Source organism: Chloroflexota bacterium (assembly GCA_026708035.1).
Classification (GTDB): Bacteria; Chloroflexota; UBA11872; order UBA11872; family UBA11872; genus JAJECS01.
The window spans coordinates 139,568-166,376 of sequence record JAPOVQ010000017.1; the positions used below are offsets into that span (position 1 = coordinate 139,568).

General features: G+C 69.3%; 21 protein-coding genes. 17 read left to right on the forward strand and 4 right to left on the reverse strand.

What is annotated here, in order from left to right:
* The first annotated feature begins 124 nt into the window (after positions 1–124).
* Positions 125–1,552, forward strand: a complete 1,428-nt coding sequence (locus tag OXG33_08200) for a polysaccharide deacetylase family protein (GenBank protein MCY4113903.1) — start codon at positions 125–127, stop codon at positions 1,550–1,552.
* Between the two features lie 41 nt (positions 1,553–1,593).
* Here OXG33_08200 and OXG33_08205 read toward each other — a convergent pair whose 3' ends face one another.
* Both OXG33_08205 and OXG33_08210 read right to left on the reverse strand, forming a co-directional pair.
* Positions 1,594–4,086 carry a heavy metal translocating P-type ATPase gene (locus tag OXG33_08205; GenBank protein MCY4113904.1) on the reverse strand — a complete coding sequence of 831 codons (2,493 nt, stop codon included), beginning with the start codon at positions 4,084–4,086 and terminating at the stop codon, positions 1,594–1,596.
* Entirely contained in the window at positions 4,083–4,460 is a 378-nt protein-coding gene (locus OXG33_08210; GenBank protein ID MCY4113905.1) for a metal-sensitive transcriptional regulator, read from the reverse strand. The genes OXG33_08205 and OXG33_08210 overlap by 4 nt, the downstream gene beginning before the upstream one ends.
* Positions 4,461–4,530: 70 nt before the next feature.
* Here OXG33_08210 and OXG33_08215 point away from each other — a divergent pair, with 70 nt between their 5' ends.
* From OXG33_08215 to OXG33_08225, 3 genes are read left to right on the forward strand one after another with little or no spacing between them, the layout of a single operon-like run.
* Entirely contained in the window at positions 4,531–6,936 is a 2,406-nt protein-coding gene (locus OXG33_08215) for a DUF2298 domain-containing protein (GenBank protein ID MCY4113906.1), read from the forward strand.
* On the forward strand, positions 6,933–8,666 hold the full coding sequence (locus OXG33_08220) for a TIGR03663 family protein (protein ID MCY4113907.1): 1,734 nt from the start codon (positions 6,933–6,935) through the stop codon (positions 8,664–8,666). The genes OXG33_08215 and OXG33_08220 overlap by 4 nt, the downstream gene beginning before the upstream one ends.
* Positions 8,663–9,988, forward strand: coding sequence for an NAD(P)/FAD-dependent oxidoreductase (locus OXG33_08225; protein ID MCY4113908.1), 1,326 nt, complete (start codon positions 8,663–8,665; stop codon positions 9,986–9,988). The genes OXG33_08220 and OXG33_08225 overlap by 4 nt, the downstream gene beginning before the upstream one ends.
* A 289-nt stretch (positions 9,989–10,277) precedes the next feature.
* On the opposite strand, the gene OXG33_08230 is transcribed toward OXG33_08225, so the two are convergent.
* Positions 10,278–11,030, reverse strand: coding sequence for a 2-phosphosulfolactate phosphatase (locus tag OXG33_08230; protein MCY4113909.1), 753 nt, complete (start codon positions 11,028–11,030; stop codon positions 10,278–10,280).
* A 328-nt stretch (positions 11,031–11,358) separates the two neighbouring features.
* On the opposite strand from OXG33_08230, the gene OXG33_08235 reads away from it, so the two are divergent.
* The 13 genes from OXG33_08235 to OXG33_08295 all read left to right on the forward strand — a co-directional run bounded on the left by OXG33_08235 (position 11,359) and on the right by OXG33_08295 (position 24,783).
* Positions 11,359–12,189: an LppX_LprAFG lipoprotein gene (locus OXG33_08235; GenBank protein ID MCY4113910.1), complete on the forward strand. Its 831-nt coding sequence runs from the start codon at positions 11,359–11,361 to the stop codon at positions 12,187–12,189.
* 92 nt (positions 12,190–12,281) lie between these two features.
* A complete protein-coding gene (locus OXG33_08240; GenBank protein MCY4113911.1) occupies positions 12,282–13,799 on the forward strand; it encodes an MFS transporter in 1,518 nt (505 codons plus the stop codon).
* 109 nt (positions 13,800–13,908) lie between these two features.
* Positions 13,909–15,105 (forward strand): zinc-dependent metalloprotease, encoded by a 1,197-nt coding sequence (locus OXG33_08245; protein ID MCY4113912.1) that lies wholly within the window; start codon positions 13,909–13,911, stop codon positions 15,103–15,105.
* Positions 15,106–15,354: 249 nt separating this feature from the next.
* On the forward strand, positions 15,355–17,139 hold the full coding sequence (locus tag OXG33_08250) for a nitrite/sulfite reductase (protein ID MCY4113913.1): 1,785 nt from the start codon (positions 15,355–15,357) through the stop codon (positions 17,137–17,139).
* Between the two features lie 124 nt (positions 17,140–17,263).
* Complete coding sequence (locus OXG33_08255) at positions 17,264–17,875, forward strand: NYN domain-containing protein (protein MCY4113914.1); 612 nt, start codon at positions 17,264–17,266, stop codon at positions 17,873–17,875.
* Positions 17,876–17,989: 114 nt separating this feature from the next.
* The gene (locus OXG33_08260) at positions 17,990–18,745 is read left to right on the forward strand and encodes a phosphoadenylyl-sulfate reductase (GenBank protein MCY4113915.1); all 756 of its coding nucleotides are present in this window, start codon (positions 17,990–17,992) and stop codon (positions 18,743–18,745) included.
* Positions 18,746–18,794: 49 nt separating this feature from the next.
* Positions 18,795–19,370 (forward strand): adenylyl-sulfate kinase, encoded by a 576-nt coding sequence (cysC, locus tag OXG33_08265; GenBank protein MCY4113916.1) that lies wholly within the window; start codon positions 18,795–18,797, stop codon positions 19,368–19,370.
* Positions 19,367–20,452 carry a sulfate adenylyltransferase gene (sat, locus tag OXG33_08270; protein MCY4113917.1) on the forward strand — a complete coding sequence of 362 codons (1,086 nt, stop codon included), beginning with the start codon at positions 19,367–19,369 and terminating at the stop codon, positions 20,450–20,452. Before cysC ends, sat begins: the two co-directional genes overlap by 4 nt.
* Positions 20,453–20,461: 9 nt before the next feature.
* Positions 20,462–21,370 carry a hydroxymethylbilane synthase gene (hemC, locus tag OXG33_08275; GenBank protein ID MCY4113918.1) on the forward strand — a complete coding sequence of 303 codons (909 nt, stop codon included), beginning with the start codon at positions 20,462–20,464 and terminating at the stop codon, positions 21,368–21,370.
* Positions 21,367–22,113, forward strand: a complete 747-nt coding sequence (gene cobA, locus OXG33_08280) for a uroporphyrinogen-III C-methyltransferase (GenBank protein ID MCY4113919.1) — start codon at positions 21,367–21,369, stop codon at positions 22,111–22,113. The genes hemC and cobA overlap by 4 nt, the downstream gene beginning before the upstream one ends.
* Positions 22,110–22,883 (forward strand): uroporphyrinogen-III synthase, encoded by a 774-nt coding sequence (locus OXG33_08285; protein ID MCY4113920.1) that lies wholly within the window; start codon positions 22,110–22,112, stop codon positions 22,881–22,883. Before cobA ends, OXG33_08285 begins: the two co-directional genes overlap by 4 nt.
* Positions 22,883–23,902, forward strand: coding sequence for a porphobilinogen synthase (hemB, locus tag OXG33_08290; GenBank protein ID MCY4113921.1), 1,020 nt, complete (start codon positions 22,883–22,885; stop codon positions 23,900–23,902). The genes OXG33_08285 and hemB overlap by 1 nt, the downstream gene beginning before the upstream one ends.
* Positions 23,872–24,783, forward strand: a complete 912-nt coding sequence (locus tag OXG33_08295; GenBank protein ID MCY4113922.1) for a DMT family transporter — start codon at positions 23,872–23,874, stop codon at positions 24,781–24,783. The genes hemB and OXG33_08295 overlap by 31 nt, the downstream gene beginning before the upstream one ends.
* On the opposite strand, the gene OXG33_08300 is transcribed toward OXG33_08295, so the two are convergent.
* Positions 24,780–26,783, reverse strand: coding sequence for a GAF domain-containing protein (locus tag OXG33_08300; GenBank protein ID MCY4113923.1), 2,004 nt, complete (start codon positions 26,781–26,783; stop codon positions 24,780–24,782). The two genes, OXG33_08295 and OXG33_08300, sit on opposite strands and share 4 nt — an antisense overlap.
* Between the last annotated feature and the right edge of the window lie 26 nt (positions 26,784–26,809).

Below are 26,809 nucleotides of genomic sequence, written 5' to 3' on the forward strand. Positions count from 1 at the left end.
TCAATCTCACCCAATCGAACCCCCGGCGCATCAAGCGACGCGCCTCCCGCTGACGTTCTAACCGTGATTTCGAACATCCGCCGCGTCCGGTAATATGGCCGTCCCTCTCGCGACGGTGACGCAAATGACGATCGCTCGACTCCCCGGCTTCGGGGAGTCTCGCAGGCCGCTCCAGCTCCCGCGGCGGCAGCTCCTACAGCTTGGCGCGGGGGCCGCGCTCGGCGGCGCGCTGCACGTGGGGCCGGCACGGCTGGTCGCCCAGGACCGCGCCCCCTGGTGGGTCTTCGTGTCCGAGCACCGCGCCGACCTCGGCTATGTCGTGGAGGATATTCCGCAGGGCCAATTCGCCTCGACCTACACGTCGCTCGGCGGCAGCGCGGTGGCGGGTGCGGGCATCAGCGCGAGGTTTCGCGACGGGTCGGGCGATCCACTCTGCCAGGCATTCGAGCGTCTCGTGCTGCACGTATCGCCGGTCACACGGAGCGTCCGGCCGGTGCCGCTGCTCAAGATGGCGAGCGAGGGCGGATTCGACGACTTCCTCGAGGCCGAGCATGGAATCCCCCCGGCCTGGACCGCTCGTGCGGCTTCCAGTCTCGGGATTAGCGGCGATTTCGCAGAGGCCTACCACGCCTTCGGCAACTGGCCCGTCTTGGGCGCGCCGGCGACGCCGCCGGTGCGCGTGCAGGGCGTGGTGATGCAACGATTCGACAACGCCGTGATCAGGCTGCCTGACGGCGGTGGGCCCGAAGACGCCGAGTTGGCGCCCGTACCGCTCTATCTGCGGGCGGCCGGATACTTTCCCGACACGCCCTTCCTGCCGCGCTCGCTGCCGGTATATCCGATGGAGGCGCCACCGGTGATCCGCCACGGCGACGCCACGCAACCGTATCTCTTCGTCACGGTCGACGACTGCTGGGACCCGGAAATGACCAGCCGCGCCCTCGACATTGCCCGCGACGAGCGGATCAAGATCACGTTCTTTCCCGTCGGTACGGTGCTCCGGACGAACCCGGACCTCTGGCGCCGGGCAATCTTCGAGGGACACTCGATCGAGAACCACACGTATTCGCATCTGCCGTTGCCTGACCTGAGCGATGGCCGCATTCGCTGGGAGCTGGACGAGGCCGGACGCCAGGTCAATTCCGCATTGGGCTACGCGTACCCACAGCTGTTCATGCGGCCGCCGCTGGGTGCGGGCATTCCAGACGCGCGGAACCGCCTGGTTCGAATCTCGCAGGCTGCGGGGCTCCACATTGCCATGTGGACGGTAGATTCCAAGGGATGGCACTACCCTCGCGACGGTGGTACCCGCGCGCAAGACTTCGTGCTGGGCAACCTGACCGAGAAACTTCAAACCGGGGCAGTTCTACTTCTCCACGCCCTCGCCAGCGACATTGCCGCGCTGCCCCGGCTCGCGCGCGAAATCCACAGCGCGGGCCTCCAGAGCGTGAACCTGCGTGACCAGCTGCATCTCCCCGGCCAGACCATCGACAACGGCGATCCGTCGTCGACGTGCCCGGAGACCCTCCCCGATGCGGCGGAGTGGTGCTGACTGGCCAGCGCGCGCGGGTGGAGACGATTGCTAACTGAGGTCTAGAACGCCCCGTCAGGCCGTCTGCGGCCGCCCGCGCCGAACCGCCGCAGGCGCAGCGAGTTCCCCACCACCGACAGCGACTCCAAGGCCATCGCCAACGCGGCCAGCATCGGGTCGAGTTGCACGCCCAGCAGGGGGAAGAACGCCCCGGCGGCGAGCGGAATGACCAGAATGTTGTAGCCAAACGCCAACGCCAGGTTCTCCTTGATGGTGCGCACCGTGCGACGGCTCAGGCGAACGGCCGTCAGCACGCCGCGCAGATCGCTGCGCACCAGGGTGACGTCTCCCGCCGCCATGGCGATGTCGGCGCCCGCCCCCATGGCGATGCCCAGATCGGCCTGGGCCAGCGCCGGGGCGTCGTTGATGCCGTCGCCCGCCATCACCACCCGCGCGCCCCGCGCTTGCAGCTCGCGGACGACCGCTGCCTTGTCGTCGGGTCGCACGCGCGCGCGCACTTCGTCGATCCCACCCGCGCGCGCCACCGCCTGCGCCGTCTCCGGTCGGTCGCCGGTGAGCATCACCACTCGCAGGTCCATGCGCCGCAGCGCGGCCACCGTGTCGGCCGCCTCGGGCCGCACGGTGTCGGCCACCGCCAGCACCCCGGCCAGCTGGCCATCGATCGCCGCGTACAGCGGCGTGCGACCCTGCGCCGCCAACCTCGCGACATCGAAGTCATCGGCGTCCAGCGACACACCGGCCTGCGCCAGCAACTCCGACGTGCCGACGATGACTGGACGTTCCTCCACGATGGCCTGCACGCCGCCGCCGGTGACCGAGTGAAACTCGTCGGCCCGTGGGACCGCGACGCCCCGAGCCCTGGCGCCGCGTACGATCGCGCGACCGAGCGGGTGTTCCGAGTCGGCCTCGGCGCCCGCCGCCAGCCGCAGCAGTTCGGCTGGCGGGATGCCGTCGTGCGGCAGCACGTCCACCAGCTCGGGCTCGCCGTGGGTCAGCGTGCCGGTCTTGTCCAGCAACACCGTGTCGATCTTGCCCGCCGCTTCGAGCGCCTCGCCGCTGCGAATCAGCACCCCGTGCTCGGCGCCCCGGCCCGTCCCGACCAAGATGGCCAGGGGCGTGGCCAGGCCGAGCGCGCAGGGACACGCGACCACCAGCACGGCCACGAAGCTCACCAGCGCGTGTGCCGCCCTGGGGTCGGGGCCGACCGCCGCCCACACCGCCAATGCGGCCAGCGCAATCACAATCACCGCGGGCACGAACCGCCCGGCCACGCGATCCGCCAGCCGCTGCAGCGGCGCCTTGGTGGTCTGGGCTTGCTCCACCAGACGCACGATCTGCGCCAGCACGGACTCGCGGTCCACCGCCGTCGTGCGGATGCGGAGACGCCCCGTGGTGTTGAGCGTCGCCCCGACCACCTGGTCGCCGGCGGTTTTCTCCACCGGCACGCTCTCGCCCGTGATCAGCGATTCGTCGACCGCCGATGCGCCGTCCACGACCTCGCCGTCCACCGGGATCTTGGCGCCCGGCGAGACATGGACGATGTCGCCGACTTGCACGCTGTCCAGCGGAACCTCGACACGCTCACCGTCGCGCTCGACCAGCGCCGTTGCCGGCCGCAGGTTCATGAGGCGCTTGATTGCGTTCGACGCCTGACCCTTGGCCCGCGCCTCGATCCAACGTCCGAGCAGCACCAGGCCGATGATGATCATGGCCGTGTCGTAGTGATGCATGGCGGCGCCGTTTTCCAGGAGCGAGGGCCAAATCGTCAGCACCAGGCTGGACCCATAGGCCGCGCTGGTGCCCACGGCGATCAAGGTGTTCATGTCGGCGCCGCCGCGGCGCAGCGCCGTCCACGTCCCCCGGTAGAAGCGCCACCCGAGCACGAACTGCACCGGCGTCGCCAGCGCCAACTGCACGACCGGGTTCGCGAATACCTCGGGCCGCCAGAGGCCCGGGATATAGGTCGCGCCCGCCCAGAGCACCAGCAGGCCCAGGCTCACGGCCGCCGCGGCCTGCCAGCCCAGCAGCCGCTGCTCGCGGCGCCGCGCGGCGTCCCATGAGCCGACCTCGCGTTCGGCGGCGCCCGCCGCCGGCGGTGCGACAAGCTCGTACCCCGCCGCCTCCACCGCGGCGGCGAGGTCGGCGAGTGTCGCCGTGCCCCGAATCGCCCGCACGTGCGCCCGCTCCGAGGCCAGGTTGACCGCCGCCTCGAGCACGCCCGGCGCCCCACGCAGGGAGTCTTCCACGCGCGACACGCACGAGGCGCAGCTCATGCCCCCGATCTGCGCGTGCATTTCGGTGGTCGGCACGTCGTATCCCGCCGCCTCCACCGCCGCCGCAAGCGCGGCGGTGTCCGTCCGGGCCGGGTCGAACTCCGCCGCGGCCGTTTCGGTGGCGAGGTTCACCGTCGCCGCCACCACCCCCTCGACACCCGACAACGCCTCTTCGACGCGCCCGACGCACGAGGCGCAGGACATCCCGTCAATCCGGAGCGTCACCTCGGTCGTCTCGCGCGCGGGCGCGGCGGTGGTCACGTCGGGCCCGCCTCCGTCGGCGCGGGCTCCGGGACCGATCCGCCGTCGGCGAGCGCCTCGGCCACGCTCTCGAGGACCTCTCCCGTCGACGCGACACGACGCAGGTGCCCCGTTCCCTTCATGACCTCCAGCAGCTCGCGGATCACGCGCTCGCGCTCGGCGGGGTCGTCGCTGCGGATGGCGGCAGCGACGCAGGTTTGGAGGTGACGCTCGAGAATGGCGGCGTTCACCCTTTCGATGGCGCCCTGAATCGCCAGCGTCTGCTTGAGGATGTCTGTGCAGTAGGCCTCGTCCGCAATCATGCGCTCGACGCCGCGCGCGTGCCCCTCGATTGACCTCCAGCGATTGACGAGTCGCCGCGTCGCATCGTCCATGGATTTGCTCTTTCTACCCCACCCCACCTGGGGTGCATCTCAAACCTACGACATAGAGGCGTCCGGGGCAATGGGCGCCACTTCGCGAAGTCTGTGGGACAGCCGGTCGTGGGACGCGGGGCCGTTGCCGCGCGGCCTGGCGACCGACCACGTGCGGTCGCTTGTAGCGCGTCGGATAGAGCCCGGCGGCGGCCCGTCCGCCGGACGGCTGACCGGCGGTGGGCGCGTGGCTATCCTTGACGCGCGGCGCGAGGCGTGCGCCGGTGCACGGAGGGCCGGACCGATCGATCAGGCGCTCTGGCTGCTTGCACTGGTCGCGTTCGCCGTGCTCGGGGTGCCCTGGGCGCGCCTGGCCTTCGGACGGCTGACCACCCGCGGCCTCGCGCTCGCCGCGCCCCTCGGGTTCTTCCTGTTTCACTACGTCGCCTGGCTCGGGCTGTTCACCGGCTGGTTCCGCAACGGCACGACCTACGCCTGGGCCGCGCTCGCGGTCTTCGCGGCCGCGACGGCGGCGCTGGCCTGGCTCATGCGGGCGGACCTGCGCGAGCTTTGGCCGCGCCGGCGCCTCTGGGTCTGGGGCATGGCGGCGCTCCTCGTCGCCTACGGCGTCGGCGTGGGGATGCGCTGGCTCAATCCCGAGATCGCCGGCACCGAAAAGCCCATGGACCTGGCACTGCTCAGCGCCACCATGCGCAGCCCGGACTTCCCACCGCTCGACCCGTGGTTTGCGGGCGAGACGATCAACTACTACTACCTGGGCTACTCGATGGGCGGCGCCCTGGCGCACCTGGCGGGTGCGTCGCCCGCCGTGGCCTACAACACCTACCTCGCCACGCTGCTGGCATTGCTCGTCGTGGGCGTCGGCTCGGCGGGCTACGACCTGGCCGCGATGCTCGGCGCCGGGCCGCGGCGCGCGCTGCGGGCGGCGGTTGGGTCGGTGCTCGTCGGAGTCGTCGCCGGCAACTTGGCCATCACGCGCGCCGTGGTGACCGAGGAGTTTCGCGGCCAGACCGGCTTCTGGCCGGGCATTGGGTGGAACGCTTCACGCGTCATCGAGCGGCAGCCGGTCGATGGCGTGGCTGACAAGACGATCAACGAGTTCCCGGCCTTCTCCTTCATTCTCGGCGATCTGCACCCTCACGTGATGGCGCTGCCATTTGCCGTGATGGCCGCCGGCCTCGCGTTGCAAGGCATTGCGGTCTGGTGGCGGCCCGGCGCCGACAGGAGCTGGACGCCGTGGGCAGGCTCGCTGCTCGCGGGACTCTTGGTCGGCGGCCTCTACGGGCTGAATGCGTGGGACCTGCCGACCTATGGGGTCCTCGTCATCGGCGCGGCCTTCCTGGCGCACCTTGGCGGGCCGGGGACGCGCGCCTGGGGCCGGCTGCTGGTCCACGCCGCATTGATCGTCGTGGCGGCGGCCGTCGCCTGGCTGCCCTACAGCCTGAACGTCACCCTGCTCAGCGAGGGACTGGGGGTGGTGCCCACGCGCACGCTAGCGCTGCACTTCCTGCAGGTGTTCGGTCTGCTGGGCTTGCTCGCCGTGGCGGGGCTGGTCGCGCTGCTGGCGGACGGCTCGCGGTCGACGCGCGTCTGGCTCGGCGTGAGCGCGGCCGTCGCGGCACTGGCCGTGCTGGTCACCGGCGGGGAAATCGCGGGCGTCCTCCTCGTCGTGCTGGTCCTGGCGGTGGCGGCGATGGGGCGCCCGCAAGCCGCGCCGGGACCGTTCGCCCTTGGCCTTCTGGTGGCGGCCGCGTTCGGCCTGATGCTGGTGGTCGAGCTGGTCCACGTGGACGACTTCTTCGGACCGCCCTATGTCCGCATGAACACCGTGTTCAAGGTGCACTACCAGGCATGGGCCTTGCTGGCGATTGCCGCGGGTCCGGCGCTCCTCGTAACCTGGCGCAAGCTTTCCGACGCCGGCGGCCCGGGGTGGGCGGTGGCCCGCGCCGGTTATGCCAGCGTGGTCGCGGTGCTGCTGGTGCTGGCGTTGAGCTACTCCGCGGTCGCCCTGCGCGACAAGGCGGCCGACAGCAAGGTCAGCGGCACGATTGACGGGCTGGCGCAAGCCGAGCGGCTGCACGCCGACGATCTGGCAGCGGCGCGCTGGCTGGCGCGAAACGCGGGGGACGCGGCCGTCGTTCTGGAAGCGCCGGGTACTCCGTACAGTGAGATGTCACGCATCGCCACGTGGTCGGGTGTGCCGACCGTGATCGGCTGGACGCAACATGAGCAGCTATGGCGCGGGAGCATTCCCGAGATCGGCGAGCGCGCCGACGCCGTTGACCGAATCTATGCGGCGGCGGATGCCGCGGAAGCCCTGCGACTCATGCGCCGCTACGGCGTGACGCACGTGGTGTTCGGCCGCATCGAGCGGGCCCGCTACGACGCAACCGCGGCATCTCGCCTGCGCGCCTACCTCGAGCCCGTGGCGCAGTTTGGCGGCACAACCGTCTTCGCGGTGCCGGCCAATCCATGATCAGCGAGCAGACCGGTCAGGTTGGCAGATCGGACGAAATCCGCGCCTGGCTGGCGGGTCCCGCGGGCTTCGGGCTGAGCCGCGGCGAGGTGCTGCTGTACCTCGCGATCCTGGCGCTGGCAGCCGGACTGCGCTTCTACGACCTCGGCGACCGGACCTTCCACCACGACGAGGCCATTCACGCCAAGGAATCCGTGGAGATGATCCGCGGCAAGCAGTACCGCTACGACCCCGCCTACCACGGGCCCCTGCTGTATTTCACCAACACGCTGTTCTTCATGGCGGTTGGCCACGACGACGTCACGGCGCGCGTGATCCCGGCCCTGGTCGGCGTGGCGACGGTGGCGGCGCTTGTCCTGCTGCGCCCCGAGTTGGGCCGCATCGGCACGCCGCTGGCCATGACCGCCATGACGCTCTCGACGGCGTTCCTGTACTACTCGCGGTTCGTTCGCAACGACATCTACGTCGCGCTGTTCACGCTCGTGCTCGTCGGGGCGCTAGTGCGCTACATGTCCCAGCCGCGCCGTCGCTGGATTTATATCGCCTGGGTCGCGCTGGGGCTCTCATTTGTGACCAAGGAAAACACCTATATCCACGGCGTGCTGCTGGTCGGGCTGCTGGCCGCATTCGGCCTCGTGGCGTGGGCCGCGGCGCGCCGCCCGTCGCGCAAGTCCGCGCCGGTGGTGGGCACGATTCACTCGGCCATGACCCACCTGCGCCGCGACGCCGAGCACCTCGTCTACGGCTTCCTCGTGTTCGTGCTCATCGCGTTCCTCTTCTACACCTCGTTTCTGACCAACCTCACCGGGTTTCGCGACGCCTTCGTCGACTCGGTGGACTATTGGGCCGCGGTCCACGAGTCCGAGCGCGTCAACCAGCCGTGGTTCTACTACCCGATGTTTCTCCTGGTCTACGAGCCGTTCGCGTTGCTCGTGGGCGCGTTCGCGCTTACCCGCCTGACCACGGCCCGCACGCCGCTGCCGTGGATCCTGGTCCTGTGGGGCGTGGTCGGCATGGGCATCTACTCGACGCTCGGCGAGAAGGCCCCCTGGCTGGTGCTCCACGTGATGTGGCCCTTCCTGGTGCTGGCGAGTTGGTACGCCGGACGGCGACTGGAATCGGGCCAGCCGGCCATGCTGCGCGCCGCCATGGCCGTGTTGGTAGTTGGGCTATTCGCCTGGACCGTGCGCTTCGGCGTGCCGACCACCTACGAACGCGGAGACGTGCCCATTGACTTTGTCATGTATGTGCAGACCTCACCGGACGCGCTGAAGGGCGTCGCCGCAATCGAGGCCTCCGGCCAGGCCACCGGGGAGGCCAACCACGTGCGGGCGGTGGTTGAAAACGAGTTCGCCTGGCCGCTGGCGTGGTACTTGCGGAACTACCCGAACATTGCCTATGAGAAAGAGGTGACCTTGGAGCAGGCGCTCAGCTCGCAAGTCGTGCTATTGAAGAAAGAGACGTCGGCGCGGCTGCGCCTGGATACCCACGGATATTCCTCGGAGGTCCTGCCGCTGCGGCGCTGGTTCCCCGAGTTCGCCTACCGCGGCTGGACGCTTGGGTTTCTGGGCAAGTTCTTCAACGATCCCAAGGCCCGCGATACCTTTTGGGATTGGCTCGTTCGGAGAGAGCGGACGCCAGTGCCCATCGGCAGCTTTGACTACGTGTTGCACATCCGCGACGACATGGACATGCAGACCGTCCAGCCCGTCGGCGAGGCGCTCAAGTGAAGATTGCCATCGTCGGAGCCGGCATCACCGGGCTCACCCTGGCCTACCTGCTCCGAAAACGCGGGCATGCGGTGGAGGTGTTCGAAGCCGGCGGCGCGCCCGGCGGTGAGCTGGCGACGGTCGAGGTCGGCGGTGAGCCCATCGAGCGCTTCTATCACCACCTGTTCACCCACGACCGGTTCATGATCGGGCTGTGCGAGGAGCTCGGCATTGCGGATCGGCTGGATTGGCACGAACCGCTGATGGGCTTCTACGCGGGCGGGCGGGTGCATCCCTTCACCTCACCGCTCGATCTGCTGCGCTTTGGACACTTGTCGCTGCCGGCCCGCGTACGGCTCGGCTTTGGAACCGTCCTCCTGCAGCGCCGCCGCAGCTACGCCGCGTTCGAGGACCGGACGGCAGCCGAGGTGATGCCGCGCTACACCGGGCGCGAAGCCTTCGAGAAAATATTCCGACCGCTCCTGGAGGCCAAGTTCGAGCGTCACTGGGAAGGCGTGTCCATGGCCTGGATGTGGGCCCGGCTGATGTCGCGCGCCCGCACCCGCACGCCCGATAAGCGGCGCGAGCGCCTGGGCTACTTTCGCGGCGGATTCCGCGTGGTGGTGGATGCGTTGGCGCGCACGATCACCGAACGCGGGGCGGCGCTGCATCTGCGCTCGCCGGTCCAGGAGGTCACCATTGGATCGCCCGGGGCGCCCGCGCTGCGCGTCGGCGGGCAGGCGGTCGACGCCGACGCCGTGGTGGCGACCGTGGGCCTGCCGATCATCCGGCGCATCCTGCCCGAGGAGCGGCGCGACTTCACCAACTCCCTGGCGGCCACGAACTACGTCGGCGCCTGCGTGGTGCTGATGGAGATAGAGCGCCAGCTTTCGGAGTACTACTGGACCAACATCGGCGACCGCAGCCTTCCCTTCGCCGGGCTGATCGAGCACACCAACATGGTCGAGCGCGAGCGCTACGGCGGCCAGCGGCTGCTCTACGTCAGCAACTACCTGCCGCCCGAGCACGAGTTTTTTCACATCGACGACGACGCCCTGATCGACCGGTTCGTCGAGCCGATTCAACGAGTCTTCCCGCGCTTCGCCCGCGAGCAGATCGGGCGCTCCTGGATCTCGCGTGATCCCGTGGCGCAGCCGGTGATCGCCGCCGGCTACCAGCGACGCAAACCGGCCTATCGCTCACCCATCCCCGGCTTCTACATCTGCAACACGTCGCAGATCTATCCCGAGGACCGGGGCACCAACTACAACGTGCGCATCGCCCGCGAGTGCCTGGAGGTACTCGACGGCGACGCGTCCGAGCTGACGCGCCGCCAGCCCTAGACGCGGGATGTAGGGGCGCCCCTAGTGGGCGCCCGCCCGACCCACCGGGCCTCTCGTCAAGGGTAGGGGCGGGTTTCAAACCCGCCCGTCCGCCCGGCCTAGTCTCCCTTGATGAAACCCTTGCGCAACCCGCCCCCTTGAGACCGGACAGCCGGTCCGGTCCCCTCTCCCCTGATGGGAGAGGGATAGGGTGAGGGTGATCCGGCGCGTGGGCGTGGCATGTCGACCACCTGCTCAAAGGCCTCCTGATGGGAGAGGACTGAGGTGAGGGTGAACGGCGCTTGAAGCCTCACCCATCCTCCAGCAGCCGCAGGCGACCCTCGCCACCCAACTCCGGCACCGCCGACGAAGCGTCCAGCACCGCGCAATAGGGGACATCCTCTACCAATCCCACGCCGGCCAGCGCCTGCGCGCTCTGGGACTCCGCCAGCGCCGCCCCCGCGTCCGGCTGCGCCTGCGCCACCCGCAGCGCCACGATCGCCGTCTCGTCGAGCTCGACCTCCGGCTGAAGTTCGAGGATGCGCGCCACGATGGCCCCCGCCGTGTAGACATCGTCCAGCGCCAGCGTCCCTTCCTTGCCGGCGCACACCACCGTCATTGATCCGCCCGCTCCCGCTTCTTCCAACAGGCGTCGCGCAATGGCGTCTCGGTTGCGCAGCGCGCCCACGAATGTCTTTCGCGCCGCCGACCAGCGCCGCAGGGCATTGGTGCCGTTGGTGGTGACGAAGACCGCTCGCCGGCCCGCGTATTCGCCAGCGGCCACTTCTCGCGGCGAGTTGCCGAAGTTGTAGCCCTCGGGCCGAAGTCCGCCCTCTTCGCCACCGAGCAGCACGCCGGACCCCAAGCGTGGCGCCGCCGCGCGGGCCGCCGCATGATCGGCTGCCAGCCAGACCTCGGGATCGCCGGACCCGGCCAGCTCGACGAGCGTGGTGGAGGCGCGAATCACGTCGACCACCGCGCACACGTCGACCGGATCGGGCTCGATGACCTCCGGCAGCAATGCCACGCGCAGCCGCGCCGCGGTGGAGGCGGGGCTACTCATCGGCGGTGCCAACGGCGCGCGGCGTGGAGTGGCGCATGCCTCCCGAAAGTAACCGACGGGGCCACGGGGTGATTGGTGCGCGCGTCACGCCGATCGATAGGCCGTTTAGCAGGTGGTGGCGAGGCTCAGGGCGTATAGCGCCAGCGTGGTGGCTTATGTAGTATTCGCTACGAAACGGCACGCACGCTCGGCTTGGCCGAAAGGTGGCATGCTGCTTCGAGGTCGCCGCCGCTGACATCACAGCCAAACCTGGAGGCAAGCGCCAATGTTGAGTCCCGCTGCCCGAATCATCGTTCCCTCCGGTTGGCGGCCGCGGATGCGCCGGCGCATGGCCCAGGGCGGCCTGTCGCTGCTGATCATCGGCTGTTTGGCGGTTGCCGTGTTCGCCTGCGGCGAATCCGAGTCGGAGGAGCCGCCTACCCCGGAGGCCGCACCCGCCCAAGCGGCTGCAGCTACCGCCGCCCCTGAACCGACCGCAGCGCCCACCCCAACTCCTGCTCCGACCCCAACCCCAACGCCGACCCCCGCCCCGACGCCGACGCCTACGCCGACGCCGCTAACCGAGGCTGACGTCCTCCAGCGCGCCGGCGCCGTAATGAGCGCCGCCAAGACGTTTGATTTCTCGCTGACGCATGAGGTGGGCACCAGTGAGTTCCTGCCCGGCCTGGCGGTCGAGGAGGTGAAGGGCCAACTCGAGATACCCGACAAGCTGAGCGTGGAATTCTCCGGCCTGTTTGGCGATATCCCAATCCAGGTCGAGCTCATCAAGGTCGGCGACCTGCACTACATCACCAACCCGCTCACGGGAGTGTGGGAAGAGGTCCCGGCGGCGAACTCTCCCGTCGGCTTCTTCAGACCCGAGGAGGGGATAGCCGAGATCATGTCGTCGATCGCGGCGACCTTCGACGGTCCGGAGGGCGATGTCTTCAGTCTCTCGGGGACGCTGCCCGCCAGCGCCTTCGCGGCGCTGATCGGGGACACCCTGGAGGACGCCGTCGTTGACGTGAACATCGAGATTGACGCGGACAGCTTCCATTTGACCAAGATCCGGTTCGCCGGTCAGGTCAGCCCGCTCGACGACCCCAGCGTCGTGCGGATTGTCGAACTGTCCCGGTTCGACGAGTCCGTCTCGATCGAGGCCCCCGACACCGGTTCCTAAGGAGCCCGTGGTCCACGGAGCACGGCCCCGAGGGAAGGCCATGAGCGCGGGTCGAGCCGGCATTCGGCCGTGGCCGCCGGCGAGGCCTTAGCGTGTTCCGCGTCTCCCCCTATATCGCGCTCATCCCCGTCTGTCTAGGCGTATTCGTCGCCGCCGACGACCAGACGGTGATGGTCACGGTGCTGCCGGACATCATGTTCGACTTTCGGATTCCGCCGATCGAGCTGGACTACGCGTCCTGGACCATCACCGCCTACCTCCTCGGATACGTGGCCGCCATGCCGTTGATCGGCAGCATGTCGGACGCCTTCGGCCACCGCCGCATGTTCGCCATCGCCACGGTGTTTTTCATGATCTGCTCGGTGGTGGCCGCCCTTTCGCCCAGCCTGCCTTTCCTGATCGGCATCAGGGTCTTCCAGGCCGTAGGCGCCGGCGCGATGCTGCCGATCGCGATCGCAGTCGTCGGCGACCTGTTTCCCCGGGGCAGCCGCGGCATCGCGCTGGGTATCGTCGGCGGCTCGGCGGAGGCGGGCGGCGTCATCGGTCCGCTCTGGGGCGGCCTGGTCGCGCGCTTCCTCGACTGGCCCTGGGTGTTCTGGATGAACCTGCCGCTCGGCGCGCTCGTCCTGATCGCCCTCTTTCTGCTGCTTGGCCCGAGCCCGAGGTTCAAGTCCTCGTTGGACTACGTCGGCGGGTTTTTCATCGCCGTCGCCCTGGCGTCCCTGACGCTCGCGCTCTCTCGCATCGATCGGCTGGACCTGGGGATGCTCGGGCTCCTGGCGCTCACAGCCGTGGCCCTGATCGCCTTCATCTACCGCCAGCGGACGGCAGCGGTGACGCTGCTTCCCAACTCGATGTTCCGCAGCCGCACGGTCGTGATGGCCAACGTCGCCCATTTGATGGTCGGCGTGTCGCTAATCATTGGCATGGTCACCATTCCCATCATGACCACCTATCTGATCGGCCACTCGCCGCTCGAAGGCGGACTCCGGCTCATGCGCATGACCGTGGCGATGCCGGTCGGGGCCGTGATCGGCGGACTCGCCTGCCAACGCATCGACTACCGCATCCCGAGCGTGATCGGCCTGATCCTGGTGGCAATCGGCTACGCCTTCATGACCACCTGGGACCTGAGCGTGGCCGACCCCCAGCTCACGATCCATCTGGCGCTCGCCGGACTGGGTTTCGGCTTCCTCATTGCTCCCATAGCCCTGGGCGCCACCGAGCCCGTCGGCCACGGCGACCGCGGCTCCGCCGCCGCCGCGGTAACGTCGATGCGGCTGGTGGGCATGACGCTCGGCCTGGCGGCGATCACGGCCTGGGGGTCCCAGCGGTTTTCGCTGCTGGTGGCCGGCATCCCCATGCCCGTGCCGCAGGAAGGCGAGGCGATCGAAGTCTCGCGCCAACGGGTTGCCGAGTTCCAAGAGACCCTCACCAACATCGGCATGGACGTGTTCGTCACGTTCTTCGCCGTCGCGGCCGTCGTCGCCGCCCTGGGCATCCTCCCCGCCATCTTCATGACCTGGAACCGCGCCCGCAGCCGCGAGATGGAGGATGCGGGCGCAGGCACCCCGGAGCCGGAGGCCCCGCGCCACCCCCAGACCGCGTGACCGGCACCGTCTGAGGGGAGTCCGGCCTGTGCCGTACGCTGGCGGGCCAGACGAACAGTTGGTGTACGTGAGGCTCATGGCGGCTGGGTGGCGCTTGGGATTGCTGGCAGTGGCTGGGTTGGCTGTCGCCGGCGGCGTGGCTCTGGCGGGGCGCGGGCAGCGAACCACGCTGGTCAATTGGTCGCTCACGCGGCGCATGGCGCTGCGGCTGGCGGACGCCCAGGGTGAGCCGGCGTCGGCCCCCGAGCTCACCGCCGCCTACACGGACCTCGTCGCCCGCAGCTATGCCGCCGTAAGCGACTACACCCAGGCGCCGATGCCGCCAACGATGGATTCCGTGCAGGTGCTGCGGCGCGGGGATTGGATCGGCGCCAACTTGGACAACTTCAGGCGCATCCTGCGACCGGTCATCGAGGCCTACGACCACGCCCAGGCCGGCGGCGGCGTGGGCTCACGAGTGCTGGGCGTGACCACGCAGGCCGGCGTCTCCACGCAACTGGGGGTGCTCCTGGGGTTCCTGGGCCGTCGAGTCTTGGGCCAATACGACATTCCGCTGCTCGACCCCGAGCCCGGCCCCGCCGCGATCTACTTCGTGGACGCCAACTTGCGAGCCGTGGCCGCCCGCGCGGGCGTACCGGTCGACGACCTGCGGCTGTGGGTCACGCTGCATGAGGTCACGCACGCCTTTCAGTTTCATGCCGGGAATCCGCCCTGGCTGCACGGATACATGTCCGGCCTGCTCGAGGACTACCTGGAAGAAGCCGTGGTGACGCTGGGGCAGCACGGTGAGCTGCGGGCGCGGCTCAGTGCGGCGGTTCAAGAATTCCAGCGCGGCGGGCTGCGCCAATCCGGCTGGCTGCGCCTGGCGCTGTCGCCGCGGCAGGTGCGCACCATCGAGCAGATTCAGGCCCTGATGACCGTCGTCGAGGGCTACAGCAACCACGTGATGCACGCCACCGGCGCCCGCCTCATACCGGGCTATACCCACCTGGCCCGGCGCATGAAGGCCCGCGAACGCTCGCAGGCCACCTGGGTGCGGCTGCTCACGCGGGCGCTCGGGCTCGACATGAAGCTGGAGCAATACCGCATCGGCGAGGCGTTCGTGGACGCGGTGGTGAGGCAGCGAGGCATGGCCTTTGTCAACCGGCTGTGGGAAGGTCCGGAGCACCTGCCGACGCTGGCCGAGACGCAGGACCCCGCCGCCTGGATGGCCCGCGTGGAGCCGGAGGGCCCGGCGGACGCGGCCAGCGCAAGCGACCCTCACCCTAACCCTCTCCCATCCCAGGGAGAGGGAACCGGACCGTGATCGGGATCCGGCACAGGCGCTGACGCTGCTCGCAGGACCGCTACCCACCAGTCAGGTCCGCGGTTGCGTCCGGTCCCTTCTCCCCTGGTGAGAGAAGGCTAGGATGAGGGGATTCCCCCCGCGCACCTTTGGCGCACGGCGTTCCGGCCTGTAGACTTCCCGCACCCGGTCAATCAACAATCCCGGGTCGGCCCATCTGGCAGAATCAGTCACGCAGCAGGGGCCGCGGCGCGCCTGGAGGCTTGTGCAATGGCAGTCACGCATTCGACCGACACGCCTGGGCGCGTCATTCCCATCAGCGACGAAGAGTTCGAGGACTTCGACACCGAGGCCACGGCCTTCCTGCGCGGTGAGCGCGATCCGGACCTGTTCACCGGCTTTCGGTTGAAGCAGGGGGTCTACGGGCAGCGCCAGGCCGACGTGCAGATGATCCGGGTCAAGCTGCCGTTCGGCGGCGTTTCCGCCGATCAGCTCGACGCCTTCGCCGAAGTGGCCGAGCGGTTCGCCCCGCTCAAAAAGGGCCACATCACCACACGCGAGAACGTGCAGTATCACCACGTGCCCCTGCCGCTGGCGGCCATGGCGATCCGCGTGCTGGGCGACGCCGGCCTGTCATCCCGCGAGGCTTGCGGCAACACCGTGCGCAACGTCACCGGCGACCCGTGGGGCGGCATCTGCAACGACGAGGTCTACGACGCCACGCCCTACGCCGGGGCCTTCGTGCGCTACTTCGTGCGCCACCCGCTCACCCAGCTTCTGCCGCGAAAGTTCAAGGTGGCGTTCACCGGCTCCGAGACCGACCGCGTCGTCACCGACATCCACGACCTGGGCTTCATCTCGCAGGTTCGGCACGAAAACGGCAAAGAAGTCCGCGGTTTCCGCATGGTCACCGGCGGTGGACTCTCCATCATGGCCAAGCGCGCGTTCGTGCTCTACGACTTCGTGCCGCTGACGGAGTACCTCCGCGTCTCCGAGGCCGTGCTGCGCATCTTCGAGCGCTCCGACGACCTGCGCCGCAACCGCGCCAAGGCCCGCATCAAGTTCCTGGTCCATCGCGTCGGCATCGACGCGTTCCGTGAGATGGTCGAGGAAGAGTTGAAGGGCGACTGGGCCAAGCGCGACTACCCGCTCGACGGTCTGGTGTACCTGGACGACGAGGCCGCCGAGGCGCCGGCGCTGAATGGCCATGTGCCGACGGTTGCCGAGGCCGACCGCGACATGTTCGAGCGGTTCATGCGCTCCAACGTGCAGGCGCAGATTCAAGAGGGCTACGCCGCCGTCGAGGTCAAGGTCACCCGCGGCGACCTCTCGCCGGAGCAGTTCCGCGGCCTGGCCACCATCCTGCGCACCTACGGCTCCGGGCGCGCGCGCACCACTCCGTGGCAGAACATCGTGCTGCGCTGGATTCCGCAGAACCGCGTCTACGACGTGTGGCGCGAGCTCTACGCGATGGACCTGGGCAACCCCGGCGCGCTCGAGATCACCGATGTCGTCAGCTGCCCCGGCACCGACAGCTGCAAGCTGGGCATCACTTCGTCCATGGGCCTCAATCGCGCCGTGCAGGGCAAGATCGAGGAGATGAACATCCAGGACCCGCTCACGCGGCAGATCCTGGTCAACATGAGCGGCTGCCCCAACTCCTGCGGCATGCACCACGTGGGCAACATCGGCTTCCATGGAGCGGCCATCAAGAGCGGCGACCGGCAGGTGCCGGCCTATCACGTCTTCGTCGGCGGCAACCGGCGCGCCGGCGAGCCCATGAAGCTCGGCACGCTGCTGCGCACTCGGCTCCCGGCCAAGCGCGTGCCGGTGGCCGTCGAGCGGCTGATCCTGGACTACGAAGATAACCGCGAGGAGGACGACGAGCCGTTCAACGATTACGTCGACCGCCTGGGCAAGGTCTATTTCAACGACCTGCTCAAGGACCTGGCGCTGCCGCCCGAATTCACCGACGAGAACCGGGAGCACTTCGTGGACTGGGACCGCGACCGCCTCTACGTGCTGGAGCGCGGCGAAGGCGAGTGCGCGGTCTAGTTGGTCGCGCCCGTTCGTGCTCGAGTTGACGTGTGAACCGGCGACACTGATACTTCAAGTTAATACTCCCCGCCGTCCACTGCCTTCGGGCGGTGAACTGGCGGGGTTTTGTTGTTAGCGAAGTATGGCCGACCGCGTCAAGATCTATATCGACGGGCAGAACGTCTATAACTGCGCCCGCGTCGCGTTCTTTCCGCACAGGCACGACCGCCACTTTACGGACGGCCAATTCGATCCGATGGCGCTCGGTCGCCTCTTGGCATCACGCGATACGCGCGGCTTCGCCCGCGACGTGGACGAGGTACGCGTCTACACCGGCCGACCAGATTCGGCGAAGGATCCAAGGACCTACGCAGCGCACATGAAGCAGTGCGCACGCTGGACGGCCGACGGCTGCACCGTCATCCACCGACCACTCCGCTACCCGTTTGACCATCCCCGCGTCCCGGCGCAAGAAAAGGGCATTGACGTGCAATTGAGCATCGATGTCGTGGCAGGAGCGATTGACCGCGACTACGACATTGCCGTGGTTTTCTCGACAGACACTGATTTGCGACCGGCGATTGAGTTTGTCGCCAACCGGTTTACTGGTCTTCCGCGCATCGAGCTGGCGGCGTGGAGTAGCCCAACAAGCGTCCGGCGCATTCCGGTGAGCGGAGATCGAGCCGTGTGGTGCCACCATCTGGATCACTTCGACTACGAGGAAGTAGCCGATGCGACGGACTACACCAAGTGAATCGTGAGTCGAGCAACCAGCGCTGCCGGAGCCCGTGGAACGATGCCGCCAATTCTTGATAAAACCGATCAACTTTATATACTTACTCTCCCTGTCGATTCCGCATGGTGAGTGATGGCGCTGGCCGCCCAGGCCGTGGCAGACATCGAATTGCCGGATTCCCAACCGACGGTCGATTCGGCTGAGATCGAGGCTGCGGCACAACGCCTCGAGTCGGCGGCGCCCGAGGACATTCTCCGCTGGACCGTCGAGCGCTTCGGTCCCGACGTGGCGGTCTCGTGCTCGTTCGGCGGGCCGAGCGGCATCGTGCTGGTGGACATGCTGGCCCGGTTGGCGCTGCTCGACCAGGTCGACGTGTACGTCGTCGATACGGGGCTGCTGTTCCAAGAAACCCACGCGCTGCGCGCCGAGGTCGAGCGCCGCTATGGCTTCACCGCCACGGTGTTCGCGCCGGCCCTGAACCTGGATGAGCAGGCGGCGGCCTACGGCGACGCGCTCTGGACGCGCGACCCGAACGCCTGCTGCGCCATGCGCCGCGTGGCGCCCAATCGAGAGGCGCTCAGCCGGCGGGGCGCCTGGGTCGCCGGGCTCCGCCGCGACCAGTCGCCCACCCGCGCAAACACGCCGGTGGTGGCCTGGAACGACCGTCACGACCTCGTCAAGGTCGCGCCGCTGGCGAACTGGAACGAAGCCATGATCTGGGACTACGTACGCCGCTACGACATTCCCGTCAACGCCCTCCACGCCCAGGGCTACCCCAGCCTTGGCTGCACCCCGTGCACCACCCCGGCCCGCAATGGCGAAGACCTCCGGGCCGGTCGCTGGCGCGGCTCCGACAAGACCGAGTGCGGTCTGCACTGGCAAATCTGACGACACGCCCGCCACGACCCATCGTCTGCACGAAAGGACCCCGCACCGCATGAATCACGACGGCGTCACCATTTGGTTCACCGGCCTCTCGGGCGCCGGCAAGACCACCCTGGCCGACCTATTGGCGCCTGAGCTGGAAGCCCGCGGACATCGCGTCGAGAAGCTCGACGGCGACGTGATCCGCACCCACCTGAGCAAGGGACTGGGGTTCTCCAAGGAGGACCGCGACACCAACATCCGGCGCATCGGCTGGGTGTCGGCCATGGGCACCCGCCTGGGCGGCACCATGATCGTCTCCGCCATCTCGCCGTACCGCGACCTGCGCCGCGAAGTCCGCGCCATGACAACTGCGTTCTTTGAGGTCTACGTCCAGTGCCCGCTCGATGAGCTGGTGCGCCGCGATCCCAAGGGGCTCTACAAGAAGGCGCTGGCCGGCGAGATCGCCAACTTCACCGGCGTCTCGGACCCCTACGAGGAGCCGGAGCAGCCCGAGGTGGTGGTGAACACCGCGGGCGAATCGCCGCAAGCGTCGCTGGAGAAGATTTTGAACGCGCTGGAGAGGCACGGATATCTCGTCGGAAGCAAGGAGCCGCTGGCGCCGGTGGCTGCTGGGGTTGCCCGATGACCGCCATTGCCGCGCCTTCGGCCCTGCGCCTGGGCGAGCGCCACCTGGGCGATGTCGAGATGTTGCGGGTCGGCGGCTACGCCCCGCTGACCGGCTTCATGACCCGCGCCGACTACACGCGCGTGGTCGACGAGATGCGCCTCGCCGACGGCGCGCCGTGGTCCATGCCGATCACGCTGGCCGTCGACGACGAGACGGCGGAGACCGTGGCCGAAGGCGGCGCCGTGGCGCTGCTCGACCAATCCGACCGTGTTGTGGGACATCTCGAAGTCCAGGAGAAGTTCGGCTACGACAAGCGGCGCGAGGCCCAAGAGGTCTATCGCACCACCGATGAGGCGCACCCCGGCGTCGCGGCGCTGTACGCGCAGGGCGACACCCTGCTGGGCGGTCCGGTGCGCCACGCCGTCGAGGGCCCCACGGGTCCGTTCCCCGACTACCGGTTGACGCCCGACGAGCTGAAGGCCGAGTTCGAGAATCGAGGCTGGCGCACGGTGGTCGGGTTTCAGACGCGCAATCCGGTCCACCGCGCGCACGAATACATCCAAAAGGCGGCCCTTGAGACCGTGGACGGGCTGCTGCTCCACCCGCTGGTCGGCGAAACCAAGGGCGACGACGTACCCGCGGACGTGCGCATGCGTTGCTATCACGTGCTGCTCGAGAAGTACTACCCTCTCGATCGCACCATCCTGGCCGTGTTGCCGGCGGCCATGCGCTATGCGGGTCCGCGCGAGGCGATATTTCACGCGCTCATGCGCCGCAACTACGGCTGCACCCACTTCATCGTGGGGCGCGACCACGCCGGCGTCGGCAACTACTACGGCAGCTACGATGCACAGCACATCTTCGCGGAGTTCGATTCCAACGAGCTTGGCATCACGCCGCTGTTCTTCGAGCACGCCTTCTGGTGCCGCGCGTGCAACGGCATGGCCACCACCAAGACGTGTCCCCACGAGCCGTCCACGCGCACCTTCCTCAGCGGCACCGCCGTGCGGGACATGCTGCGGGCGAATCAAGCGCTGCCCGTCGAGTTCACCCGCCCCGAGGTGGCGCATGAGCTGGTGGCGGCCTACCGGCGCGACTAGCGCAGCGCCGTGAGTGGCGCGGCGCCCTCGGTGCTGCGCGTGGCCACGCGCGGGACGCCGTTGGCGCGCGCCCAAACCAGCCTGGTTGTCGCCGCGCTGCAGCGCGTCCATCCGCGGGTGCAGTGCGAGACGGTGGTCGTGCGCACGGCCGGCGATGCCGACACCGCGCGGCCCATCGCCGACCTTGGCGAGCGCGGCGTGTTCACCAAGGCGCTGCAGGACGCCCTGCTCGAAGGCCGGGCGGACGTTGCGGTGCATAGCTACAAGGACCTGCCCACCGAGCCGGTGCCCGGGCTTACGATCGCCGCCGTGCCGACGCGCGGCGACCCGCGAGAAGCGCTGGTGGCCGGGTCCGCGCGCTCGCTGACCGACCTCGAGCCCGGCGGGACCCTCGGCACCGGCAGCCCCCGGAGGCGCGCGCAGGCGCTGCGCCAGCGTCCTGACTTGAACATCGTGCCCCTGCGCGGCAGCGTGGGAACGCGCGTGGCCGCTCAGCGGGAGGGACGCATTCACGCAACGATCATGGCCGTCGCCGGCTTGCAGCGCGCCGGGCTGGACGCGGCGATCTCCGTCGTGCTCGAGTCCCCGGACTTTCTGCCGGCCCCCGCCCAGGCCGCGTTGGCCGTGGAGGCGCGGACCGACCGTCCCGAAATCCTCGCGCTCGTTGCCGCGATAGACGACGCCGCGGCACGCGCCGCCACCACCGCCGAGCGCGCGTTCCTGCACGACCTTCAGGGCGGCTGCTCGTTGCCGGCGGCGGCCCTTGCCACCGTGAATGGCGACGAATTGGTGCTCGATACCGCCGTCTACGTCGAGGATGGCTGGGCCGTGCGCACCCACCGGCGAGGTCCCGCCGCCGAGGCGGCCGCGCTGGGCCGCGAGGCAGCAGCCGAGACCGTGGCCCGAGGCGTGACGTGACGGCGCAGCCCGGCACCGTGCACCTCGTGGGCGCCGGCCCCGGCGATCCAGGGCTCATCACCGTGCGCGGCCGGCGGATCCTCGAAAGCGCCGACGTGGTGGTGTTTGATCGCCTCGTGGCTCCGGAACTGCTCGAAACCGCCAGGCCGGACGCGATGCGCGTATCCGCCGGCAAGGCTCCCGGAGGCCGCGGGCCGTCGCAGGCCCGGATTAATGCGCAGATCATCGAGCATGCAAGGGCCGGGCGGTCCGTCTGCCGGCTCAAGGGCGGCGATCCGTTCATATTTGGACGCGGCGCCGAGGAGATCGCGGACGTGGCGGCTGCTGGGATCCCCTGGGATGTCGTGCCGGGCGTGACCTCGGCCGTCGCCGCGCCCGCCGCCGCCGGCATTCCGCTGACCCATCGCGACTGGGCCTCGACCGCGACCCTCGTGACAGGGCATGAGGGCAAAGACAAGGACGGCGCCCCGGTCGACTGGGCCGCGGTCGCCGACGCCAGCGGCACAATCGTCATCCTCATGGGCGTCGCCACCCTGAAAAGCACCTGCGAGCAGCTCATCGCCGCCGGGCGCCCCTCGTCGGAGCCGGTGGCCGTCATCGAGCGGGCCACCTGGCCCGATCAGCGCATCACGCTCGGCACGTTGGCCGACATTGCCGGCACGGCTGAGCGGATAGGCGTGTCTAACCCGGCGGTGGTCGTCGTGGGAGCCGTGGTTCGGGCGCTGCCAGGCGGCTCGGAATGAGCCGGCAGCCACGCGTCGTGGTGACACGCCCGCAAGACGCCGCCGACGACCTGGTCCTCCGGCTCGAGGCGTTGGGCTTCGAGGTCGTGCACGTGCCCGCGATCGAAATCGGGCCGCCGCGCAGCTACCAGGCGTTGGACCGCCTGGTGGCCGACCCCGCGCAGGCCGACTGGCTGCTCTTCACCAGCCGCAATGCCGTGCGCTACTTCGTGCAGCGCAGCCGGCGGCTGCGGCGACCCCGGGCCGTGCCCGACGGAGTTAAGGTCGGGGTGGTCGGTCCGGCGACGCGCGCCGCGTGCGCTCGGGCCGGCATCGACGTGGACCTGGAGTCGTCGGGACGCAGCGGCCACGATCTGGCCCAAGAGGTCATGGCATGCGCTGAACCCGCAGCCGCCGTCGTGGTCGTGCAAGCCGAGGACGGGCGGCCCGATGCGACCGAGTTGCTCACGATGGCTGGATTTCAGGCGCGGTCGATAGCGGCGTACCGCACCCGAAACGCCAGGGTGCCGGCGGCGGTGGCGGAGGCCATCAAGGACGGCGAGGTCGATGCGCTGGCCTTCGCCAGCCCATCGAGCGTCGTCAGCTTCGCCATCGCGCTCGGCGGCCTAGGCAAGGCGGCGGCGTCGGTTCGGATTGCGGTCATCGGGCAGACCACGGCGGATGCCTGCCGGCGCGCCGGACGCGCACCCGACGCCGTGGCACCGGAGTCCTCCGCGGCGGCGCTCGCCGATGCCGTCGCCGAAGTCGTGCAGACGGCGGGGGCCGCCTGATGGCTGCTGACGAGTCGCGACCTGAAGCCTGGACGCCGCCGGTCGTGCGCCCGCGCCGGCTGCGCGCCACCGCGTCTCTGCGCCGGATGCTCCGCGAGACGCGGCTCTCGGTCGACCAGTTCGTCTACCCGCTGTTCGTCGCCCCCGGCAGCGACATCGTCGAACCCATCGACGCCATGCCAGGGCAGTTCCTGCGCTCGGTCGATCGCGTCGTGGACGAGGCGCGCCGCGTCGCGGCGCTGGGAATCCCTGCCGTTCTGCTGTTCGGTCGCGCCGCCGCCAAAGACGCGCGGGGCAGTGAGTCATCATCGCCGAACGGCGCCGTGCAACGCGCCGTGGAGGCCATCAAGGCCGCGTCGCCGGAGCTGACGGTGATAACCGACGTGTGCCTCTGCGCCTATACCGACCACGGGCACTGCGGCATCGTCGACGGCGAGCAGATCGACAACGATCGGTCCGTGGCGCGCATCGTGGACACGGCGCTGTCGCACGCGGACGCGGGCGCGGACCTGGTGGCGCCGTCCGACATGATGGACGGCCGCGTGGCGGCCATCCGGGCGGCCCTCGACGCCGCCGGACACGCCGACGTGGGAATCCTGGCCTACGCGGCCAAGGCCGCCAGCGCCTTCTACGGACCGTTTCGCGAGGCGGCCGACTCGGCGCCCGCATTCGGCGACCGCCGCAGCTATCAGCTGGACCCCGCGAACGCGCGTGAGGCCCTGCGCGAGGTCGAGTTGGACGTGGCCGAAGGCGCCGACATCGTCATGGTCAAGCCGGCGCTGGTGAACCTCGACATCGTGGCGCGCGTGCGCGACCGCGTCACGGTGCCGGTGGCCGCCTACTTCGTCAGCGGGGAGTACGCCGCCATCAAGGCCGCCGCCGCCCAGGGCTGGCTCGACGAACGCGCCGCGGCGCTCGAAGCCCTCACCGCCATCGTCCGGGCGGGCGCGCAGATCGTCGTGACCTACTTCGCGCCGGATGCGGCCCAATGGCTCCGCGACGAGGAGATGCGCGACTGACCGCAAGCGCCTGGCGGGGCATCGCCATGTCGGTGACCGCGGCCTTGCTCTTCATGTGGAGCGGCGCCGTTACCCGGCTCACCGTCCCGGCGTCGCCGGCCGTGGTGACGTTCGGTCGCCTGGCGGTCGCGGTGGCGGTGGTGCTCCTCATCACCATGGCGCTGCGCCGCCCGCTGCGGCCGGCGCTCAGTCTGCGCCACGCCGTGCTCGGGGTGACGCTGTATCTGCACTTCTACCTGTTCACCGTGGCCGCGCAGACCTCCACCGTCGCCCACGCGCTGTCCATCACCTATACGGCCCCCATATTCGTCGCCGCCGGCTCGGCGCTGCTGCTGCGCGAGCCGCCCTCGCGAATCCAGCTGGCCGGCGTTGCCGCCGCCATTGTGGGGATCGGCATCCTCGCCGGCTTCGATCCGGGCGAGCCCGGCGTCTCGCTGCTCGGCGACCTGGCGGCGCTGGGATCGGCCGTCACCTTGGCGGCCTACGTCCTCGCGGGACGCTGGCTGCGCCGCGCGAATCCGCTGGAGACCTACGTTTCCGGCGTCTACGGCTGGGCGGCCCTCGCGGCCCTCCCCGGCGCCGCGGTCACCCTTGACGTCGTTGCCCTCGGGGATGCGTGGCTGTGGATCGCGCTGCTCGGCATCGGGCCGCTGGCGGTTGGCCACACCCTCATCAACGCCGCCTTGCGCCGGCTGCCCGCCACCGTGCCCAACGTCATCGCGGCGCAGGAAGTGCCCGCGGGAGTCCTCATTGGCATTTGGTTGGTGCAGGAAGTGCCGGGGCCGACGACGCTCATCGGCGGCCTCGTCGCCCTTGGCGGCGTCATCGCGGTGATTGCCGGCACGCCGGATAGCCGCGGCCGCTCAGCCTCGCCGGCCTAAGGCGCGAACCTCAGCGTCGCCTCCGCCCCGGGTCCGTCGTCGCGCGGCGCGATGGCCACCGCGCCTTCCAGGTTGCGCTCCGACAGATTGCGCACGATGGACAGGCCCAGACCGAGATCGGATTCGAGATCGAAGCCCGGCGGCAATCCGCGGCCGTTATCGGCCACCGTCACGATCAGGGTCGGGCCGTCGACCTCCGCCGTCACGTGAATCTGTCCGGACGGACGCCCTTCCAATCCGTGCTGGAGGGCGTTCCACAACAGCTCGTTGACGACGAGGGCGAAGACCGAGGCCTTATCCGAGGTGATCTGCGCAGCCTCGGCCTCGACCTGGATCTCCACCGACCGGCCGCTCACCGCCAGGTCGGCGCGCATCAGCGTCACCATGGCCTCGATGATCTCGCCCACCGACGCCAGCCCGATGTTCTGGCGGGACAGCAGGTCGTGCACCTGCGCCATGCCCGCGATGCGGCCGGCGCTGAGCTTGAGCAGCTCGGCCGCCTCGTCCGTCTGCGCGCGCCGCGCCTGCATCTCCAGGAGCGACTTGATGGTCTGCATGTTGTTCTTCACGCGATGGTGCAGCTCTTGCAGCAGCAGCGACTGGCTCTCAAGGCTGCTGCGCGCCTCCTCGAACAGGCGCGCGTTTTCCATGGCGATCGCCGCGTGATTGCCGAAGGTAAACGCCAGGTCCACCTGCTCCTGGCTGATCTCGCCGGGCTGCAGGCTGTAGAGGCTCACCGCCCCCAGCACGTCGTCGCCGGTGATGAGCGGCACCGAGAACATGGCGCGGTAGCCCTCCCGGCGCACGAGGTCGGGCGGCGCCTGCAGCAGGTCGCTGTTCATCGAGTCGGGCACCACCACCGGCGCGCGCGTCTGCACCGCGCGGCCCACCGCGCCCTCGCCCAGCGCCAGCCGGTGCTGCGCGTACTCCCGCCCGAGATTGAACGACGTGATGATGCGGAGCTCGTCGTCCGTCACGCGCCAGATGGCCGCCTTCTCCATCCCCGTCAGCTCGGCGGCCTGACGGGCAATCTGGGCCAGTACTGACTGAAGCTCCAGGTTGGACGCCAGCGTGCGCGCGAGGTTTTGCACCGACGTGAGCTGCTCGACCTTGCCGTGCAGCGCGTCGTCGGTTTCGCCGTGCAGGCGCGCGTTCTCCACCGCGATGGCGATGTGGCCGGCGGTGATCTCGGCAAACCGGATCTCTTCCCGGGCGAAATCGCGAAACTCGGTCGACGTCACGTTGAGCACGCCAATCAGCCGGTTGACGGTGAACAACACGATGGGCACCGCCAGAAAGCTGCGCAGCCGCTCTTCGCCCAATCCGGGCACGTATTTGAAGCGCGGGTCCGACCACACGTCGCGCACCGGCACCGGACGGCCAATCTTGGCGGCCTCGCCGACGATGCCCTCGCCGATGCTCAGCGTGAGCTGACCCACCGCCTCGGGGTTGAAGGAGCGCGTGCCCCGCAGGATCAGGCGATCGATGGCCGGGTCGTAGAGATAAATCGTGACCTCGGGCGCATCCAGCACTTCGCCCACCGACTCGACCGTGAGCCGGAGTACCTCTTCCAGCTCCAGCGACGAGTTAATGGCCGCGTTGATGCGGTCCAGTCCCTCGATGGTCTCGGTGAGTTGCCGCTCGCGCTTGGTGGGGCTTGAAGTGAGCGCCACCACGGAGCTGTGCCCCTGGAGCAGGGCTTCGACGACCAGCGCCTGCAACTCCTCCAGGCGCTCGGCGGCGTGCAGCCGCTGCGACGCGTCCAGACGGGCCAGGTAGTCGGTCGCGGCGTGCCCCAGCCGTCGAATCGCCGTCGAGGCCAGCACCGCCGCCGAGCCTTCATGACTGGCGGCTTCCGCGCCGGCGGCGTTCAGGTGCTGGCGGAATTCCAGGGAGACGCCCAGGTGCAGCGCCAGGCGCGCCAGTTCGTGGGGCGGCGCGGTGACGCGTCCGCCTTCGCGGTCGGCGAGCCACAGGGCCAAGCTCTTGGCGTCAACCATGTCGGCGCCATTATCGGTGGACGGCG

Coding starts and splice junctions, on each gene's coding strand:
- OXG33_08255 (MCY4113914.1), top strand. CDS start 17,264: ATGGCCGACCGCGTCAAGATCTATATCGACGGGCAGAACGTCTATAAC.
- OXG33_08300 (MCY4113923.1), bottom strand. CDS start 26,783: ATGGTTGACGCCAAGAGCTTGGCCCTGTGGCTCGCCGACCGCGAAGGC.
- OXG33_08285 (MCY4113920.1), top strand. CDS start 22,110: ATGAGCCGGCAGCCACGCGTCGTGGTGACACGCCCGCAAGACGCCGCC.
- OXG33_08250 (MCY4113913.1), top strand. CDS start 15,355: ATGGCAGTCACGCATTCGACCGACACGCCTGGGCGCGTCATTCCCATC.
- OXG33_08220 (MCY4113907.1), top strand. CDS start 6,933: ATGATCAGCGAGCAGACCGGTCAGGTTGGCAGATCGGACGAAATCCGC.
- hemB (MCY4113921.1), top strand. CDS start 22,883: ATGGCTGCTGACGAGTCGCGACCTGAAGCCTGGACGCCGCCGGTCGTG.
- OXG33_08200 (MCY4113903.1), top strand. CDS start 125: ATGACGATCGCTCGACTCCCCGGCTTCGGGGAGTCTCGCAGGCCGCTC.
- sat (MCY4113917.1), top strand. CDS start 19,367: ATGACCGCCATTGCCGCGCCTTCGGCCCTGCGCCTGGGCGAGCGCCAC.
- cysC (MCY4113916.1), top strand. CDS start 18,795: ATGAATCACGACGGCGTCACCATTTGGTTCACCGGCCTCTCGGGCGCC.
- OXG33_08235 (MCY4113910.1), top strand. CDS start 11,359: ATGGCCCAGGGCGGCCTGTCGCTGCTGATCATCGGCTGTTTGGCGGTT.
- OXG33_08215 (MCY4113906.1), top strand. CDS start 4,531: ATGGGCGCCACTTCGCGAAGTCTGTGGGACAGCCGGTCGTGGGACGCG.
- OXG33_08295 (MCY4113922.1), top strand. CDS start 23,872: ATGGCTCCGCGACGAGGAGATGCGCGACTGACCGCAAGCGCCTGGCGG.
- OXG33_08210 (MCY4113905.1), bottom strand. CDS start 4,460: ATGGACGATGCGACGCGGCGACTCGTCAATCGCTGGAGGTCAATCGAG.
- OXG33_08260 (MCY4113915.1), top strand. CDS start 17,990: ATGGCGCTGGCCGCCCAGGCCGTGGCAGACATCGAATTGCCGGATTCC.
- OXG33_08230 (MCY4113909.1), bottom strand. CDS start 11,030: ATGAGTAGCCCCGCCTCCACCGCGGCGCGGCTGCGCGTGGCATTGCTG.